Below are 16,416 nucleotides of genomic sequence, written 5' to 3' on the forward strand. Positions count from 1 at the left end.
GGACCGCGTCAGCGCAGGCCGCACGGGCATGCGGCCGCGCGGATCGGGCCCCGATCAGTACTGCCAGAAGATGCGCTGCAGGTCCTTGCTGGTCTGGGGCTTGGTCAGCGCCACGGCGGCCAGGATGCGGGCCTTCTGGGGGTTCAGGTCGTGGGCGACCACCCAGTCGTACTTGTCGTCGGGCTGCTCGGCGTTGCGCAGCACGAAGCCGTCGGCGATGCGCGAGGAACGGATGATCTGCACGCCCTGGCCACGCAGTTCCTGCAGTGCAGGCACCACCCGGTCGGCCACCGAGCCGTTGCCGGTGCCGGCATGGATCAGCGCCTTGACGCCCGAGCGGCCCACGGCGTCCACCGTGGAGCGCGGCACGTTGCCGTAGCCGTAGACGATCTCCACGGGGGCGAGCGTCTCGATCTCGTCGATGTTGAACTCCGATTGCGCGGTGTGGCGCTTGACCGGCGCGCGGAACCAGTAGTTGTTGCCTTCCACCACCATGCCCAGCGGGCCCCACTGGCTGCGGAACGCCTGCGTCTTGATGTTGACGCCCTTGACCACGTCGCGGCCGCTCTGGATCTCGTCGCTCATGGTCACGAGGACGCCCTTGCCCGAGGAATCCTTGCTGGCCGCCACCGAGACGGCGCTCAGCAGGTTCAGCGCGCCGTCGGCCGACAGCGAGGTGCCGGGGCGCATGGAGCCCACGACCACTATGGGCTTGTCGGTTCGCACCACCAAGTTCAGGAAGTACGCCGTTTCCTCCAGCGTGTCGGTGCCGTGGGTGATGACGATGCCATCCACGTCGGCCTGCTTGGCCAGGGCCGACACGCGCTTGCCCAGCTTGAGCAGCTGCTCGTTGGTGAAGCTCTCCGAAGCGATCTGGAAGACCTGCTCGCCCTTGACGTTGGCCACGTTCGCCAGCTCGGGCAGGCCCGCGATGAGCTTGTCCACCGGCACCTTGGCCGCGGCGTAGGACGCGCTGTTGGTCGCCGAGGCGCCTGCGCCGGCAATGGTGCCGCCCGTGGCCAGGACCACGACGTTGGGCTTGGCGGCGGGCTGCGCCGCGGCCACGACGGCCCAGGCTGCGAAGGCGGCGCCGGCCAGCAGGCGCTTCAGTTTCAGAGGGGAAAGCATGTGAGTCTCCGTAATGAATGACACTTTTTGTGCCCGCGGCATTTCCGCGGGTGCCGTATGGTAGGAAGCCGCATGGCGGGCTGTGGGGAATAATCGCCGGCCGGGTGTGACTTCCGGTCATATTCTCGTTTTCCCTCCCCTGCGATGAATCTCCGCCAACTCGAAGTCTTCCAGGCCGTCATGCAGACCGGCAACATGAGCGCGGCTGCCCGGCTGATCAACATCACGCCGTCGGCGGTGAGCAAGACCATCGCGCACGCGGAACTGCAACTGGGCTACGCGCTGTTCAGCCGGGCCCGCGGGGCCCTGCTGCCCACGCCGGAGGCGCAAGCGCTGTTCACCGCCTCCAGCCAGATCCACAGCCAGCTCGACGCACTGCGCCGCACCGCGCACAACCTGCGCCAGCCCGAGGGCGGCCTGGTGCGGCTGGCGGCGATTCCGTCCGTCACGCACGAATTCCTGCCCGCGGTGCTGGAGCGCCACGCCCAGCAATCGCCCCGGGTGCGCGTGGAAGTGCGCACCCTGCACCAGGACCAGATGGCGCAGGCACTGCTCACCCGCTCGGTGGATTTCGCGCTGGGCTTCTACGACCACCCGCATCCGCAGCTGGAGAGCAGCATCCTGGTGAGCGGGCCGCTGTTCATCGCCGTGGCGCGAGACATCTGGCTGCGCGCGGTGCGGCTGAACCGGTCCGACCCGATCACGTTCCTGGCCAACACGCCCATGATCCAGTTGCTGGGCGACGAGCCCATGCGCCAACCCATGGCCGAACTGGCACAGAGCCTGGGCGTGCACACCGAGCTGGGCATCCAGATGCAGACCTCGCAGCTGGCCCTGGCGCTGGTCAAGCGCGGCATGGGGTGGACGGTGGTCGATTTCCTGACCGCGCGCAACCTCGACCCGGCCGCCATCACCGCGGTGCCGCTGCGCGACCTGCCCCCCATGGCGCTGCATGCCTACCACGCCGCCAACCGCCCGCCGGACCGCCATGCCGCCCGCATGCTGGCCCTGCTGTCGGACGTGCTCATGCAAACGATGGCGCGCGCGCCCTCCGAAGCGGCCGCGCTCTGAGCGGGCCCTTCGATCGGCGCCAGGCGCGCGGGGATTTCAGGCGGTGGCGGCCCTGCGGGCGCGGCGCCGGCGCACCCAGGCCCAGCCTGCCACCAGCGCGCCCAGCGCCCACAGCGGCCACAGGCCCCAGCGCGAGACCCAAGATGCATAGGGCGTGACCGCCCCGCTGCGCCCCAGCACCTCGCCGGTCAGCACGCCGCGCACGTGCGACGGCAGGCGCTGCGTGACCACGCCCCGGTGGTCGATGATGGCGGTGGCCCCCGTGTTGGTGGCCCGCACCATCGGGCGCTCGAACTCCAGCGCGCGCATGCGGCTGATGGCCAGATGCTGGTCGATGGCCACCGAATCGCCGAACCAGCCGATGTTGCTCAGGTTCACGAAGATCGTCGGCGCCTGGGCGGGGTCGGTGAAGCGCGCGCCCAGTTCTTCGCCGAACAGATCCTCATAGCAGATGTTGGGCGCGATGCGCTCGCCCGCCCAGAGGAACGGCGCCTGCCCCACGGCGCCCCGGTTGAAGTCGCCCAGCGGGATGTTCATCATCTCGGTGAACCACCGGAAGAACGGCGGGATGAACTCGCCGAAGGGCACGAGGTGGTGCTTGTCGTACTGGTACGGCGCGGCCTGGCCGGGCGCGAAGCCCATCACCGAATTGGTGTAGCCCAGCGCCATGTCGCCCAGCGGAATGCCCAGCAGCGCCGCCTGCCGGCCGGCGCCCTGCCCCGCCACGGGGGCCTGGGTGTAGCGCGCGGTGACCGAATCCAGGTAGCCCGGCACCAGTTGCTGCGGCAGCAGCGGGATGGCGGTCTCGGGCGCCACCACCAGCGCGGCCTGGGCGCTGCGCAGCTGCTCGGCATACCAGCGCAGGGCGGTCGGCACGCCGCTGCCGGCCTGGAATTTCTCGTCCTGAGGAATGTTGCCCTGCAGCAGCGCCAGCGACAGCGGCGCGGGGCGCTGCATCGGCGTGTGGCACAGCTCGACAGCGCAGTGGCGCTGCACCGCCAGCCCGGCCCAGGCCAGCACGGCCAGCCCTACCAGGGCCCATGCCTTCAGGCTGCGCAGGTCGCTGCGCCGCCCCTGGGCCACGAGCATGACCAGCACGGCCGCGACGCAGCCGATGCCGTACACCCCGACCGACCGCGCCAGCACGGCCAGCGGGCCTTCGATGTGTGCGTAGCCGCCGGCGCCCCATGGAAAGCCCGTCCACCACTGGCCGCGCGCCAACTCGGCCAGCAGCCAGAACGCTCCGAAAACGATAGCAGCATGCCGGCGATTTGATTGCCCCAGGGCCTTGAAACACCCTGCAGCCACCGCGTAGTAGCTGCCCAGAAACGCCGCCAGCCCCACCACCGCGAGCGCGGCCAGCGGCGCGGCCAGCCCGCCGTAGGTGTGCATGGAAATGAAGAGCCACCAGAAGGTGCCCGTCAGCCAGGCAGTGGCAAAGAGCCACCCCAGCACCGCGGCCTGCCGCGCGCTGCGGCTGGCCAGCAGCAGCCGCGCGAAACCGCCCAGGGACAGGAGTTGCAGCCACCACACCGGCTCGCCGCCGAAGGGCCAGGCGATCGAGGCGGCCTGCGCCAGGCCCGCCAGCAGCGCGAGCCCCCCTGCCAGCGCCACCGGCCCGAGCGGGCCGCGGCGCGCGCCAGCGGCGCCCATCAGTGCGCAGCCCGGTCGTCTTCGGCGGGAACCGGCGACACCTTGAACCAGCGCACCGCGCCGCCCTTGGTGTGCAGCACGACGAACCGCAGGCCGCCCAGGTCGATCGTCTCGCCGCGCTTGGGCGCACGGCCCATCTCGTGCGCGATCAGGCCGCCGATGGTGTCGAAGGGCTCGGTCCGGTCGGAGCCCGCGAGCACCGCGCCGAACGCCTCGGCCACCCGCTCGACCGGGGTGTCGCCGCTCACGCGGTAGGTGCGGTCGGCCAGGCCGAAGATGTCGCCCTCGTCCTCGGGGATGTCGAACTCGTCCTCGATCTCGCCCACGATCTGCTCCAGCACGTCCTCGATGGTGACCAATCCGGCCACGCGGCCGAACTCGTCGATCACCACCGCCATGTGGATGCGGTTCACGCGGAACTCGCGCAGCAGGTCGTTCAGACCCTTGCTCTCCGGCACGAAGGCGGCGGGGCGCAACAGCGCGCGGATGTTCAGCTCCGGCGCGCGCTGCAGCTTGAGCAGGTCCTTGGCCATCAGGATGCCGATGATGTTCTCGCGCTCGCCCTGATAGACGGGAAACCGCGAGTGCGCGGTGTCGATCACCTGGTGCAGCAGGGCATCGAACGGCGCCTCGATGTCGATCAGGTCCATGCGCGGGGCGGCCACCATCACGTCGCTGGCCCGCATCTCGGCCATGCGCAGCACGCGCTCGAGCATCACGCGGGCATCGGCGTTGATGATCTGGTTGTCTTCGGCTTCCGCCAGGGTGGCGATCAGCTCGTCGGTCGAATCCGGGCCGGGGTGGATGAACTCGACGAGCCGCTGCAGGAACGTGCGCTTGTCCTCTCGTTCGGACGGGCGCGCGGAATGGGGGTCGGACACGGTCTTGGAATGCAGGACGTGCGGTGGTTGATCAGGCCCCAAGGATAGCGGAAGCGCCGCGCTGGCGGCCCTGCCGGGCGCCCGGGGCCGTCATTCGGCCGACTGGTGGCGCCCGTCGCGAACGCCGCGCCGCACTTCCTGCAGCCCGGCCAGGAGCCGCCAGAACTGGCGGGCCTGCTTCTTGAAGCGGTAGTCCATCTCGGCGAACTGGTGCACCACCATCTGCGCCATGCGCGTGTCCAGGCCGGCGCGCGGCAACTGCAGGTAGGCCTCGGACTCCGAGCCGTCGCGGCGCACGGTGGCGCCGGCATTGCGCGCGATTTTCAGCATGGCGGTGTTCTCGCTCAGGGCATGGATGAACACCATGCTCACGCCCTGGTTGCGCGCATGCATCACGGCGCGATCGAACAGCCGCGCGCCGAAGCCGCGCCCCCGCGCCTGGCCCAGCACGGACACGCCGAACTCGGCGCAGCTTTGGTGCTCCGGCGAATCGGCGTAGGCGAGGTGGGCGACGGCGATGAGTTCGAGCCGCCGGTTGTAGATGCCGAAGATCTCGTCGCGCACGAAATCCAGCTGGTCCACATAGCGCTGCACCTGTTCGTCGCTGGCAGCGTAGCCGAAGCGCAGGTAGCGGTCCGCAGGCTCCAGCCGCAGCAGGTGGGCGGCGATGCGCTCGCGGTGCCCGGGGCCGAGCGAGCGGATCGGCACCATGACCGGCGAGCTGCCCCGCCGGTGCGGCGGGCGGGGCGCTTCGCTGCGCAGCACAGTGCCGCCTGCATCGGGGGACGCGCGAAGCCAGTCTTGGGTGGGGATCATGATGGCGCGATTTTAGGGTTTTCCCTTATTCCTGGCCAAACTTTTTGTTGCACTGCGGCGCAGCAGGCGAAGCCTCTCCGCCCCCGGACGGCGCCACCGACGGGCCCGAGGGCGCGGGCAGCTATGGATTCAAGAGCGCCTGCGCGCTACACCGGCACGGCGGTGGTGGCCTTCACGCGGTCCAGCACGAAGCTCGTCTTGCAATCCTGCACGCTGGGGTGCTTGAGCAGCGTGTCCATGATGAAGCGGCTGTAGTGCGCCATGTCGGCCACCACGACGCGCAGCAGGTAGTCCATCTCGCCCGTGAGCGCGGCGCACTCCACCACCTCGGGCCAGGTCTGCACGCTGGCGCGAAACAGGTCCATGGGGTTGCGCTTGTGGCTCTCGGTGTGCTTTTCGAGGCGCACGTTCAGGTAGGCCGTGAGGCCCAGGCCCACCGACTCGGGCCGGACCAGTGCCACGTAGCGGTCGATCACACCACTGTCCTCCAGGCGCTTGGCGCGGCGCAGCACGGCGCTGGGCGACAGCCCCACCCGCTCTCCGATTTCGTCGTAGGTCTCGCGTCCGTTCACCTGTAAACAGCGCAAGATGGCGCGGTCGAGCTTGTCGAGTGCGTGGTCAGCGGTCATGGCGCAGGATTCTACGGATCTCGGGCACGGCTGCGAAGGTGGATTCCATCGCCGCCGAATGCACGTATGTCCCGATGTGGAAGGCCGCGCATCGTCGCAAAATCTCCAAAAAAGAACGGTCGTTCTTTTTTATAAGAGAGTGTTTTCACACCACCACCGGAGACAAACCATGTTCGTTGCATTCAGCCGCCTGCTGCGCGGTTTCGCTTTCGTCCTGGCCGCGTTCGCATTGCAGGGCTTGCAGGGCGCCAGCGCCCAGTCCGGCTACGCGCAGACCCGCTACCCCATCGTTTTGGTGCACGGCCTGTTCGGATTCGATTCCGCGCTGGGCGTGGATTACTTCTACCGCATTCCGCAGGCGCTGCAGCGCGATGGCGCCCGCGTGTTCGTGGCGCAGGTATCGGCGGCCAACAGCACCGAGGTGCGGGGCGAGCAGTTGCTGGCCCAGGTGAAGAACATCCGGGCGCTCACGGGCGCCGAGAAGGTCCACCTGATCGGCCATTCGCATGGCGGCCCGACGGCGCGGTACGTCGCCGGGGTGGCGCCGCAGTGGGTGGCGTCGGTCACCTCCGTGGGCGGCGTCAACCGCGGTTCGCGCGTGGCGGACGTGGTGCGCGGGGTCGCGCCCAAGGGCAGCGTGAGCGAGGCAGTGGCCAGCCAGGCGGCCTCGGCGCTGGTGGCGCTCATCAACCTTTCCTCGGGCGGCAGCGGCCTGCCGCAGATGCCGACCGCGGCGCTGGATTCGCTCACCACCGAGGGTTCGGCGCGCTTCAACCAGCGCTTCGGCGCGGGCGTGCCCACCAGCGGCTGCGGCGACGGGGCCGATCTGGTCAACGGCGTGCGCTACTACTCGTGGACCGGCGTGCGCACGGTCACCAACGTGCTCGATGCCAGCGACGCCCTGCTCGCCACGACCGGGCTGGTGTTCAACGAGGCCAACGACGGCCTGGTGTCGGCCTGCTCGGCGCGCCTGGGCAAACACCTGGGCGACTACCGCCAGAACCATCTGGACGAGATCAACCAACTGCTCGGCCTGCGGGGCTGGCTGTCGGTGGACCCGGTCACGCTGTACCTGGACCAGGCCAACCGCCTCAAGAAAGCGGGCCTGTGACAAGCCGAACCATGATGCACCGGCCGGTGACGCGCATCCCCGGTGCGGCACTGGCGGCGTGCGGCATCGCTGCGGCCGCCGCCCTGCTCTGGTGGACCGCGGGCGGCCCGGCGCAGCAGGCGCCCCGCACACCGGGCGCCGAGACCGCCTCGCCCATGGCTGCGGGCACCCGCGCTCGCAGTCCGGCCACGCCGGCGGTGTGGGACGCGCCCGCACCGCCCGTGGCCGCCGCCAGCGACGACCCGCTGCTGGGCCCCGGCCTGCGCGACACGCTGGAAGCCCTGCTGCACGCGGCGGGCGAAGCGCCGGAGCCCGGCCTTCTCAAGGCACGGCTGGAGGGCCTGATCGGCCAGTTCTTCCCGCCGCAGGTCGCCACCCGGGCCCTGGCGCTGGCCCACCGCTACGTGGACTACCGCGTGGCGCTGGGGCGACTGCAGGCGCCCGCCGATCTGCGCGATCCCCAGGCCCTGCGCCAGGCCCTGGCCGCGCGCCAGAAGGTGCGCATGGCCGCCTTCGAGCCGGACGAGTACCAGGCCCTGTTCGCCGCGGATGCGCAGATGGACGAGTATTTGCTGTCCCGGCTGGAGATCGAGCGCGACCCGTCGCTCACGGCCGACCAGAAAAGCGCGGCCCTGCAGCAGGCCGAAAGCGCCCTCGGCCCCGCGTTGCAGGCGCAACGCAGCGAAGCGGTGGCGCACGTGGGCCTGGCCCGGCAGACCGCGGACTTCGACGCCCAGGGCATGGACGCCACGGCCCGCTTCAGCGCGCGCAGCGCGCAATACGGCGCCGAAGCCGCGCAGCGGCTGGCCCAGATGGACACGCAGGACCGGCAATGGCAGGGCCGGCTCGACCAGTACCAGGCAGCGATGGGCTCGGGGTCTTCTTCGGCACGGCTGGCGCAACTGCGGTCGGAGCTGTTCACCCCGCAGGAGCAACTCCGCCTGGAGGGCGCCATGGCGCTGCGGGCGCTTCCCACGCAGGCCCGCTGACCGCGGGCAACCTTCGGCTGCGGCATTGCCGCCATTCATGCAGGTTTCCTGCAAAACGGGCTCGCCGAGGGCACGATTTCGCCCGAATGCTGAGTCTCTACGGCCTAAAGTGGATGGCAGACATCCATCCACGAACGGAGACGCCAATGAACGCAGCCTTGCCCGAGCAAGCCACGCAACAGACCGCCGCCTGGGAGAACCCCATGGGCACCGACGGTTTCGAATTCATCGAATACGCCGCACCCGATCCGCAGGCCATGGGCAAGGTGTTCGAAGGCATGGGCTTCAAGCCCGTGGCGCGGCACCGCCACAAGAACGTCACCCTGTACCGCCAGGGCGAGATCAACTTCATCATCAATGCCGAGCCCGACAGCTTCGCGCAGCGCTTTGCGCGCATGCACGGCCCCAGCGTCTGCGCCATCGCCTTCCGCGTGCACGATGCCAAGGCCGCCTACGAGCGCGCCCTGGGGCTGGGCGCCTGGGGCTATGCCGGCACCGCCGGCCCGGGCGAGCTGAACATTCCCGCCATCAAGGGCATCGGCGACAGCCTGATCTATCTGGTGGACCGCTGGCGCGGCAAGGGCGGCGCGCAGCCCGGCGACATCGGCAACATCGGCTTCTTCGACGTGGACTTCGAGCCGCTGCCCGGCGTGTCGGCCGAAGAAGCGCTCAACCCCCACGGCCATGGCCTGACCTACATCGACCACCTGACGCACAACGTGCACCGGGGCCGCATGAACGAATGGGCCGAGTTCTACGAGCGCCTGTTCGGCTTCCGCGAGATCAAGTACTTCGACATCGAAGGCCAGGTCACCGGCGTCAAGAGCAAGGCCATGACCAGCCCCTGCGGCAAGATCCGCATCCCGATCAACGAAGAGGGCAAGGAAAAGGCCGGCCAGATCCAGGAATACCTGGACATGTACAACGGCGAGGGCATCCAGCACATCGCCATGGGCTCGGACGACCTGTACACCACGGTGGACGCGCTGCGCGGCGCCGGGGTGCGCCTGCTGGACACCATCGACACCTACTACGAACTGGTGGACAAGCGCATTCCCGGCCACGGCGAGCCGCTGGCCGAACTGCACCGACGCAAGATCCTCGTGGACGGCAAGAAGGACGCGCTGCTGCTGCAGATCTTCAGCGAGAACCAGCTCGGCCCCATCTTCTTCGAGTTCATCCAGCGCAAGGGCGACGACGGCTTCGGCAACGGCAATTTCAAGGCGCTGTTCGAGAGCATCGAGCTCGACCAGATGCGCCGGGGCGTGCTGAAGTCCGACTGAGACAACGCCTGTAACCGAATGCAGCTTCACGGTAACGCATCTCTATACTGCGGCACGTCTTAGACCCGGAGGAGATACCGTGAAGTTATGGAACGCCAGTGCCTATCTGGGGGGTGCATTGCTGTGCATGGCAGGACTTGCCGCGCACGCGCAGACCCCTTCCGCGCCGCTGAAGATCATCGTGCCCTACCCTGCAGGCGGGCCGGTCGATGCCTCGGCCCACATCGTTGCCGAAGGCGCCAAGGCGGCGCTGGGCAACGTGGCGGTGGAGAACAAGCCCGGCGCGGGCGGCAACGTCGGCGCCGATCTGGTGGCGAAAGCCCCGGCCGGCGGCAACCTGCTGGTGATGGGCGCGGTGGCCACGCATGCGGTGAACCCCTGGCTGTACAAGAACTTTCCGTACGACCCGATCAAGGACTTCAAGCCGATCGCCCTCGTCGCGCGCACGCCCAACGTGCTGGTGATGAGCGCCGAGCAGGCCAAGAGCCTGAACATCGGCAGCACGACCGAACTGGTGCAGTACCTCAAGAAGCACCCGGACCAGCTCAAGTACGGCTCGGGCGGCAACGGCAGCATCGGCCACATCGCGGCCGAGATGTTCAAGTCGCTGACCAACACACGCATGGCGCACGTGCCGTTCCAGGGTTCGTCCCCGGCGCTCAAGGCACTGCAGGCCCAGGAAGTGAGCCTGGTGTTCGACAACCTGGCTTCGTCGCTACCGCTCATCAAGGCGGGCAAGCTGAAGGCGCTGGGCGTGACCTCGCTGGGCCGGGACGACGACCTGCCCGACGTGCGCAGCATCAACGACGAGGTGCAGGGCTTCAACGTGGTGACGTGGTTCGGGCTGTTCGCCCCGATCGCGCTGCCCGATGCCGACGCCCGCCGCTACGCCATGGCCTTCAGCGCGGGCATGAAGTCGCCGGCCAGTACGGAGCGCTTCAAGAAGATGGGCCTCGACCCCGAGGACCTGACGCTGGAGAGCTTCGGCCAGTTCGTGCGCTCGGAGCACAGCAAGTACGGTTTTCTGATCAAGGCCGCAAAGATCAAGATGGATTAGCCGCGGCCGGGGGCAGGACGCCCAGGGCTGCGGCATGGATACCAAAACCCAAGGAGCCAAGCATGGGACAGCCCCCCGTCGTCTACGGACAATCCGATCGCCCACCCCGCGGCGACTACGCCCGCGCCAACGCCGACTACACCTGCGCGCAGGACTACGAGGCCTACACCGCGGCCGACCACGACACCTACCGGCGCCTGTACGAGCGCCAGTCGGCCCTGCTTCCGGGCCTGGCGAGCGATGCGTTCATCGAGGCCCTGCCCTCGCTCGGCGCACGCGACCGCATTCCGCGCTTCGAGGAAGTGAACGAGCGCCTGTACAAGGCCACGCGCTGGGAACTGGTGGGCGTGCCGGGGCTGATCCCCGAGGTGCCGTTCTTCACGCTGCTGGCCAACCGCAAGTTCCCGGTGACCGACTGGATCCGCACGCCGCAGGAGTTCGACTACATCGTCGAGCCCGACATCTTCCATGACCTGTTCGGCCATGTGCCGCTGCTGTTCAACCCGGTCTTCGCCGACTACGTGCAGCGCTACGGCCAGGGCGGCCTCAAGGCCCACGGCCTGGGCGCCTGCGAGCTGCTGTCGCGCCTGTACTGGTACACGATCGAGTTCGGCCTGATCCGCCAGGACGACGGCCTGCGGGCCTATGGCGCCGGCATCCTGAGCTCTTCCGGCGAACTGGCCCATTCGGTGCGCAGCCCCGAGCCGCAGCGCATTCCCCTGCAGCTGGAGCGCACCATGCGCACGCGCTACAAGATCGACACCTACCAGCAGACCTACTTCATCATCGACAGCTTCCAGCAGCTGTTCGACATGACCGCGGCCGACTTCGCCCCGATCTACGAGCGCCTCAAAGGCCAGCCCGAGTTCGCGGCCGACGAGCGCGAGGCCGTGCCGGCCTGACGGCGCGCACCCGGCCGGCCGCCGCTTCTTCGCACGCGGCGGCATGGCTTCGCGCCGGGGCGGGGCGACCCCGTGCGGCTGCGGATGATCGACTCTGTCATCCGCCGCAAGGTCCAACTGGCGCCCAGCGCGAGGCACATTGGCGGCGGATTCCCCGAGGAATCCATCCATGTCGCGCATTTCTGGCATTTCGTCACCGCTGCGTCCCGCACCGGGCATCGTCGTCGATCCCTCGCCGGGGCTGATGACGCCCATCGCGCCCGTCCGGCGCAGGCGCCAACCGCCCTCCGCCGAACCAACGCTGCCCGAACTGGCCAGGCGCCTGTCGTCCGCCCCGTCGATGCCGCCGCGTGCGCCCCTGCACGTGGTGCGGCATTCGCTGCTGCCGCCGCAGTTCCAGTCGCCCCAGCGGCCCGGCACCGAGCCGCCCGAGACCTACCAGCGCCATTCGAAGCTGCCGCCCCAATACCAGTCGCCGCTGCGCCAGAGCTTTCTGCCGCCCCAGGCGTACCAGTCACATTCGGCGATGAACACGTTCCAGTCGCCCTATGCGCCCGCGCCGCAAGGGGCGTTCGGCAGCTCGGTGCTTCCCCCGGCCCCAGCGCCGCAGGACCCCGCCCGGCCGGAGGCCGCCGCACAGCGGCCCCCGCGGGTGTCGGTGCTGCCGCAGGTGCGCCCCTCCATCCTGCAGGGCGCCAGCCCGCGCCCGCAGGGGCCCCGCCCTTCGGTGCTGCCCCAAAGACCGTCCTTCCAGAGCAGCGGTAGTGGCAGCAGCGCCGCCAGCGGCTCGGCCTCCGCCCAGGCGCCCATGGAAACGCGGTATTCGGTGCTGCCGGCCAAGCTGCAGGCGGCCTCGGCGGCCTTCCAGTCCGTGGCCCACGCCGCCGTGGCCATCGGCCTGGAGAGCGCCAACACCGTGCAGATCAGCACCGCCGCGCAGGCCCAGCAGGTGCTGGCCCGGGTGCAGCGCCTGGCCACCCAGGCCGCACCGGCCTTGCATGCGCTGTCCGGCGCGCTCCAGCACATGGTGGAGAACAAGACGCGGCTGTCACAGGAGATCCGCGAAGAACTGGCCGACATCGGCCAGTCGCTGCTGACCACCGGTCAGTCGCTGCAGAAGTTCCTGAACCACACCCTGGGACGGTTCGCCCCGCAAACCATGCCGCCCGCAGAGCCGCCGGCCGAAACCCCGGCGGACGCGGCCGCCGCCGCCGAGACGGCCGCCGTGGCCGAAACCACTGCCAAGGCCGAAGCCGAGGCCGCCGCCGCTCCGCCGCCCAAGGCGCACCTCAAGCCCCGCCCGCAAAAGCACCCAGCCGCGAAACCGGCGCTGCACCCGGTCCCCGCCGCGCCGGCGCCAGCGGCCAAACCGGTGCCGGTCCATGTGATGGCCATCTCCACCGAAGAAGGCCGGGCGGCGCTGCGCGCGGGCTTCGGCACGCCCGAATCCGCCGATGCGGGCCTGCGGGAAATCGCCCTGGCATTCAAGGCCGCGCAAAACGGCTCGACGGACGACAAGCGGGCCTTCCAGCTGGCCTACCAGGACCGGCTCACGCTGCCCGACGATTTCAGCAGCGGCAACGTGGCCGCCGTGAAGCAGCTCAAGCGGCTGCTGGCCGGGGTCAACGTGGCCTATGTGTCGCCGCAGTACGGCAAGGACATGGGCGTGGGATCGGACGACTTCAACGCGCGGCGCTCCGCGGCGGCCGCGGCGTAGAAGCAGGCGGCAATGCCCTGCGGCCTACGGCGCCGCGATGAGGTCCAGGCACTCCCGCACCACCGGCGGATGGAACGCCATCTGCACGTGTGCCAGGCCCTCGCGAAGGCGGTTGTCCGCGCCGTCCAGGGTGGCCGTGGCGGCCGGGTACACCGCGTTGTCGCAGTTGGAATAAAAGCAGGTGAACAGCGCCGCGCGCCCGGGCGGCTCGTCCTGCGCCAGCTGCCGCAGCCATTCGCCCCCGGGCACCATCTGCCGGCCGTTGGCGGACCGGCTGAACCGCGCCGCCCAGGCGCCCTGGTGGGGCGAGCCCAGCGTGATCACGCGGTGCACGCGCGCATCGGCCTGCCGCGCCCGCAGCCACGCCCGCACGGCCAGACCGCCCATGCTGTGGCCCACCACGACCGGCGGGCGGCCCGTGGCGGCGGTGACCCGGCGCACCGCCTCGTCCAGCGTGTCCACATAGTCATCGATGGCGCCGAACGCGGGCTCCATCGTCACCGCCACGAACGGGTGGCCGCGGCTGCGCAGCACCTTCATCCAGGGCGTCCAGAACCCGCGGTTGCAGATGAAGCCGTGCACCAACACCACGCCGCGCGCGGGCGGCGGGCCGCCGGCAACGGGGGGCGGCAGCCAGTCGGGCACGGCGGTGGAGCGAAACGGCTGCCACCATCCGAACACCACGCTGGCCCAGCGCGCCTCGGCCGACCAGGCGCGCGCCATCTGCGCCAGCGACGGCACCGGCACCCCGTCGGCCCGGCTGGCCCGCCGGTTCACGCGGGCCATGCACACGAACTGCAGCCCCATGAACAGCCGCAGCAGCAGCATCACCGCGGCCAGGCCCGCCACCGCCCGCAGGGGCGAGGCGGGCCATTGCCACACCAGCCAGCCGGCGGCCAGCAGCAGGTTGCACACCACCATTCCGCGTTGCCATCGTGCATTGGTCAAGACCGGCGCTCCTGAAAAAAAACGAGTCCGCATCATGTCACTTGCGGGACGGGCCTAGGACAAGCCCCCTGGACAGGGCGCGAGCCGCTTCCACAATCGTGCCCACCTCCACCCGCGCACGAAAGGGACGACCGCATGGAACGGATCTGGCTGAAAAACTACCCTCCGGGGGTGCCGCACAGCGTGGAGCCCGAGCAGTACCGCTCGCTGCCGCACCTGTTCGAGGAGTCGTTCCGCAAGCATGCCGACCGCCCCTTCTCGGTCTGCATGGACCGGTGGATGACCTACGGCGAACTCGACCGCCTGTCGGCCCAGCTCGGCGCCTGGCTGCAGGGCCAGGGACTGGAGCCCGGGGCGCGCGTGGCCATCATGCTGCCCAACGTGCCGCAGTTCGGCGTGACCATGGCGGGCGTGCTGCGCGCCGGCTACACCTGCGTGAACGTGAACCCGCTGTACACCGCGCGGGAGCTGGAGCACCAGCTCAAGGATTCCGGCGCCACCGCCATCGTGATCCTGGAGAACTTCGCCCACACCCTGGCCGAGGTGATCGACCGCACCGCCGTGCGGCACGTGTGCGTTGCCAGCATGGGCGACCTGCTGGGCGCGGCCTTCGGGCGCTGGATCACGTTCGCCGTGCGCCACCTGGCCAAGATGGTGCCGGCCTACGAGATTCCGCTCACCAACGGCCGCCAGGTGGTGCCGTTCAACAAGGCGCTGGCCCTGGGCGAGCGGCGCACGCTGGCGCCCAGCCACGCCACGCTGGATTCGACCGCCTTCCTGCAGTACACCGGGGGCACCACGGGGCTGTCGAAGGGGGCGGTGCTCACGCACCGCAACATCGTGGCCGCCACGCTGCAGGCCGAGGCGTGGTTCACGCCCGCGCTGTCCAAGGTGGGAGACGTGCGCCATGCCAACAGCATCGCGGCGCTGCCGCTGTACCACATCTTCGCGCTCACGCTGTGCCTGCTGGCGATCCGCCAGGGCTCGCACCTCACGCTGATCCCCAACCCGCGCGACATTCCGAAATTCGTCGCGGTGTTGAAGAAGCGGCCCTTCCACATGCTGCCGGCGGTCAACACGCTGTTCAACGCGCTGCTGCACAACCCGCAGTTCGCTGCGCTCGATTTTTCGCACCTGTGCGTGTCGCAGGCCGGCGGCATGGCCGCGTCGGAGGGCACGGCGCGCCAGTGGCAGAAGGTGACGGGCAGCACCATGATCGAGGGCTGGGGCATGAGCGAGACCTGCGCCATCGGCACCAACAACCCGGTGAACAACACGCAGTTCACCGGCACCATCGGCCTGCCCCTGCCGGGCATCGACATCGCCATCAAGGACGATGCCGGCGAGAGCCTGCCCATCGGCCAGTCCGGCGAGATCTGCATCCGCGGCCCCAACGTGATGACCGGCTACTACCAGCAGCCCGAGGAGAACGCCAAGGCCTTCACGGCGGACGGCTTCATGCGCACGGGCGACGTCGGCATCATGGACGAGGCCGGCTACACCCGCATCATCGACCGCAAGAAGGACATGATCCTGGTGAGCGGCTTCAATGTGTTCCCCAACGAGCTGGAGCAGGTGATCTCGATGTGCCCCGGCGTGCTGGAATGCGCGGCCATCGGCGTGCCGGACGAAAAACAGGGCGAAGCCATCAAGGTGTTCGTGGTGAAAAGCGACCCGGCGCTGTCGGAGGAAGACGTGGAGCGCTACTGCCATGAGCACCTCACCGGCTACAAGCGGCCCCGGCACATCGAGTTCCGCGATGCGCTGCCCAAGACGAACGTGGGCAAGATCTTGCGCCGGGAACTGCGCAGCTGACTGAGTCCGGCCGGCGCACGCCGGGCCGTGGCAGCCCGCGGCGGATGACGTGCCGCCCGGCCGGGGTGGCACGCAGAAGTAACAGCTGCATCCGCTGATTTCAGCCCGCCCGGGTCCTGCTACCGGTCTCTCCCAGGCAGGCAAACACCCGTTCGCCCTCCGTCAGCCGGCCCGCGCCCCTGTGCGCGCACCCCGTTTCTTTTCCGGCCGCAGCCGCCCGCCAGACTCCCTTTCCAAGCACCACCGCCCCTGGGCTCAGGGATAATCCCCACGCGCAAACGTTTGCGCAAACGTTTGCTTTCGCTACCATGGCGGTCCGCGGCGGTTTTTCCGGATGGCGATCGGGGCTCTTTCGACAGCCCCATCGGGTCCGCAACCGGCGCATTCCGTATCCCGACAACGCCTTTTCCAGGAGA

Annotated in this window: 14 protein-coding genes; 8 read left to right on the top strand and 6 right to left on the bottom strand. The window is 69.4% G+C overall.

The window, feature by feature from the left end; all coding sequences use genetic code 11:
- Positions 1-54: 54 nt before the first annotated feature.
- Entirely contained in the window at positions 55-1,128 is a 1,074-nt protein-coding gene (locus tag AVMA1855_RS08405; RefSeq protein ID WP_272565197.1) for an asparaginase, read from the bottom strand.
- Between the two features lie 144 nt (positions 1,129-1,272).
- On the opposite strand from AVMA1855_RS08405, the gene AVMA1855_RS08410 reads away from it, so the two are divergent.
- Positions 1,273-2,199: a LysR family transcriptional regulator gene (locus AVMA1855_RS08410; RefSeq protein ID WP_284398041.1), complete on the top strand. Its 927-nt coding sequence runs from the start codon at positions 1,273-1,275 to the stop codon at positions 2,197-2,199.
- 36 nt (positions 2,200-2,235) lie between these two features.
- Here AVMA1855_RS08410 and lnt read toward each other — a convergent pair whose 3' ends face one another.
- The 4 genes from lnt to AVMA1855_RS08430 all read right to left on the bottom strand — a co-directional run bounded on the left by lnt (position 2,236) and on the right by AVMA1855_RS08430 (position 6,178).
- Positions 2,236-3,852, bottom strand: coding sequence for an apolipoprotein N-acyltransferase (lnt, locus tag AVMA1855_RS08415; protein WP_284425359.1), 1,617 nt, complete (start codon positions 3,850-3,852; stop codon positions 2,236-2,238).
- Positions 3,852-4,733: a CorC family transporter gene (locus AVMA1855_RS08420; RefSeq protein ID WP_284425360.1), complete on the bottom strand. Its 882-nt coding sequence runs from the start codon at positions 4,731-4,733 to the stop codon at positions 3,852-3,854. Before AVMA1855_RS08420 ends, lnt begins: the two co-directional genes overlap by 1 nt.
- A gap of 90 nt (positions 4,734-4,823) precedes the next feature.
- Complete coding sequence (locus AVMA1855_RS08425) at positions 4,824-5,549, bottom strand: GNAT family N-acetyltransferase (RefSeq protein WP_284413882.1); 726 nt, start codon at positions 5,547-5,549, stop codon at positions 4,824-4,826.
- A gap of 146 nt (positions 5,550-5,695) precedes the next feature.
- Positions 5,696-6,178, bottom strand: a complete 483-nt coding sequence (locus tag AVMA1855_RS08430) for an Lrp/AsnC family transcriptional regulator (RefSeq protein WP_092745358.1) — start codon at positions 6,176-6,178, stop codon at positions 5,696-5,698.
- A gap of 169 nt (positions 6,179-6,347) precedes the next feature.
- Between AVMA1855_RS08430 and AVMA1855_RS08435 the strand changes: the two genes are divergently transcribed.
- The 6 genes from AVMA1855_RS08435 (at position 6,348) to AVMA1855_RS08460 (ending at position 13,237) form a co-directional block, all read left to right on the top strand.
- Entirely contained in the window at positions 6,348-7,289 is a 942-nt protein-coding gene (locus AVMA1855_RS08435; RefSeq protein ID WP_284425361.1) for a lipase family alpha/beta hydrolase, read from the top strand.
- 11 nt (positions 7,290-7,300) lie between these two features.
- A complete protein-coding gene (locus tag AVMA1855_RS08440; protein ID WP_284425362.1) occupies positions 7,301-8,278 on the top strand; it encodes a lipase secretion chaperone in 978 nt (325 codons plus the stop codon).
- 146 nt (positions 8,279-8,424) lie between these two features.
- Positions 8,425-9,561: a 4-hydroxyphenylpyruvate dioxygenase gene (hppD, locus tag AVMA1855_RS08445; protein WP_284425363.1), complete on the top strand. Its 1,137-nt coding sequence runs from the start codon at positions 8,425-8,427 to the stop codon at positions 9,559-9,561.
- Positions 9,562-9,688: 127 nt separating this feature from the next.
- Complete coding sequence (locus AVMA1855_RS08450) at positions 9,689-10,618, top strand: Bug family tripartite tricarboxylate transporter substrate binding protein (protein ID WP_284405193.1); 930 nt, start codon at positions 9,689-9,691, stop codon at positions 10,616-10,618.
- Positions 10,619-10,680: 62 nt separating this feature from the next.
- A complete protein-coding gene (gene phhA, locus AVMA1855_RS08455) occupies positions 10,681-11,520 on the top strand; it encodes a phenylalanine 4-monooxygenase (protein ID WP_284425364.1) in 840 nt (279 codons plus the stop codon).
- A gap of 169 nt (positions 11,521-11,689) precedes the next feature.
- Complete coding sequence (locus tag AVMA1855_RS08460; protein ID WP_284425365.1) at positions 11,690-13,237, top strand: hypothetical protein; 1,548 nt, start codon at positions 11,690-11,692, stop codon at positions 13,235-13,237.
- 24 nt (positions 13,238-13,261) lie between these two features.
- Here the strand turns inward: AVMA1855_RS08460 and AVMA1855_RS08465 are convergent, their stop codons facing one another.
- The gene (locus tag AVMA1855_RS08465) at positions 13,262-14,185 is read right to left on the bottom strand and encodes an esterase/lipase family protein (protein WP_284425366.1); all 924 of its coding nucleotides are present in this window, start codon (positions 14,183-14,185) and stop codon (positions 13,262-13,264) included.
- A gap of 135 nt (positions 14,186-14,320) precedes the next feature.
- On the opposite strand from AVMA1855_RS08465, the gene AVMA1855_RS08470 reads away from it, so the two are divergent.
- Positions 14,321-16,000, top strand: a complete 1,680-nt coding sequence (locus AVMA1855_RS08470) for an AMP-binding protein (RefSeq protein ID WP_284425367.1) — start codon at positions 14,321-14,323, stop codon at positions 15,998-16,000.
- Positions 16,001-16,416 lie beyond the last annotated feature (416 nt).

It is taken from the genome of Acidovorax sp. SUPP1855 (assembly GCF_030158955.1).
In the GTDB taxonomy this organism is placed as follows: Bacteria; Pseudomonadota; Gammaproteobacteria; order Burkholderiales; family Burkholderiaceae_C; genus Paracidovorax.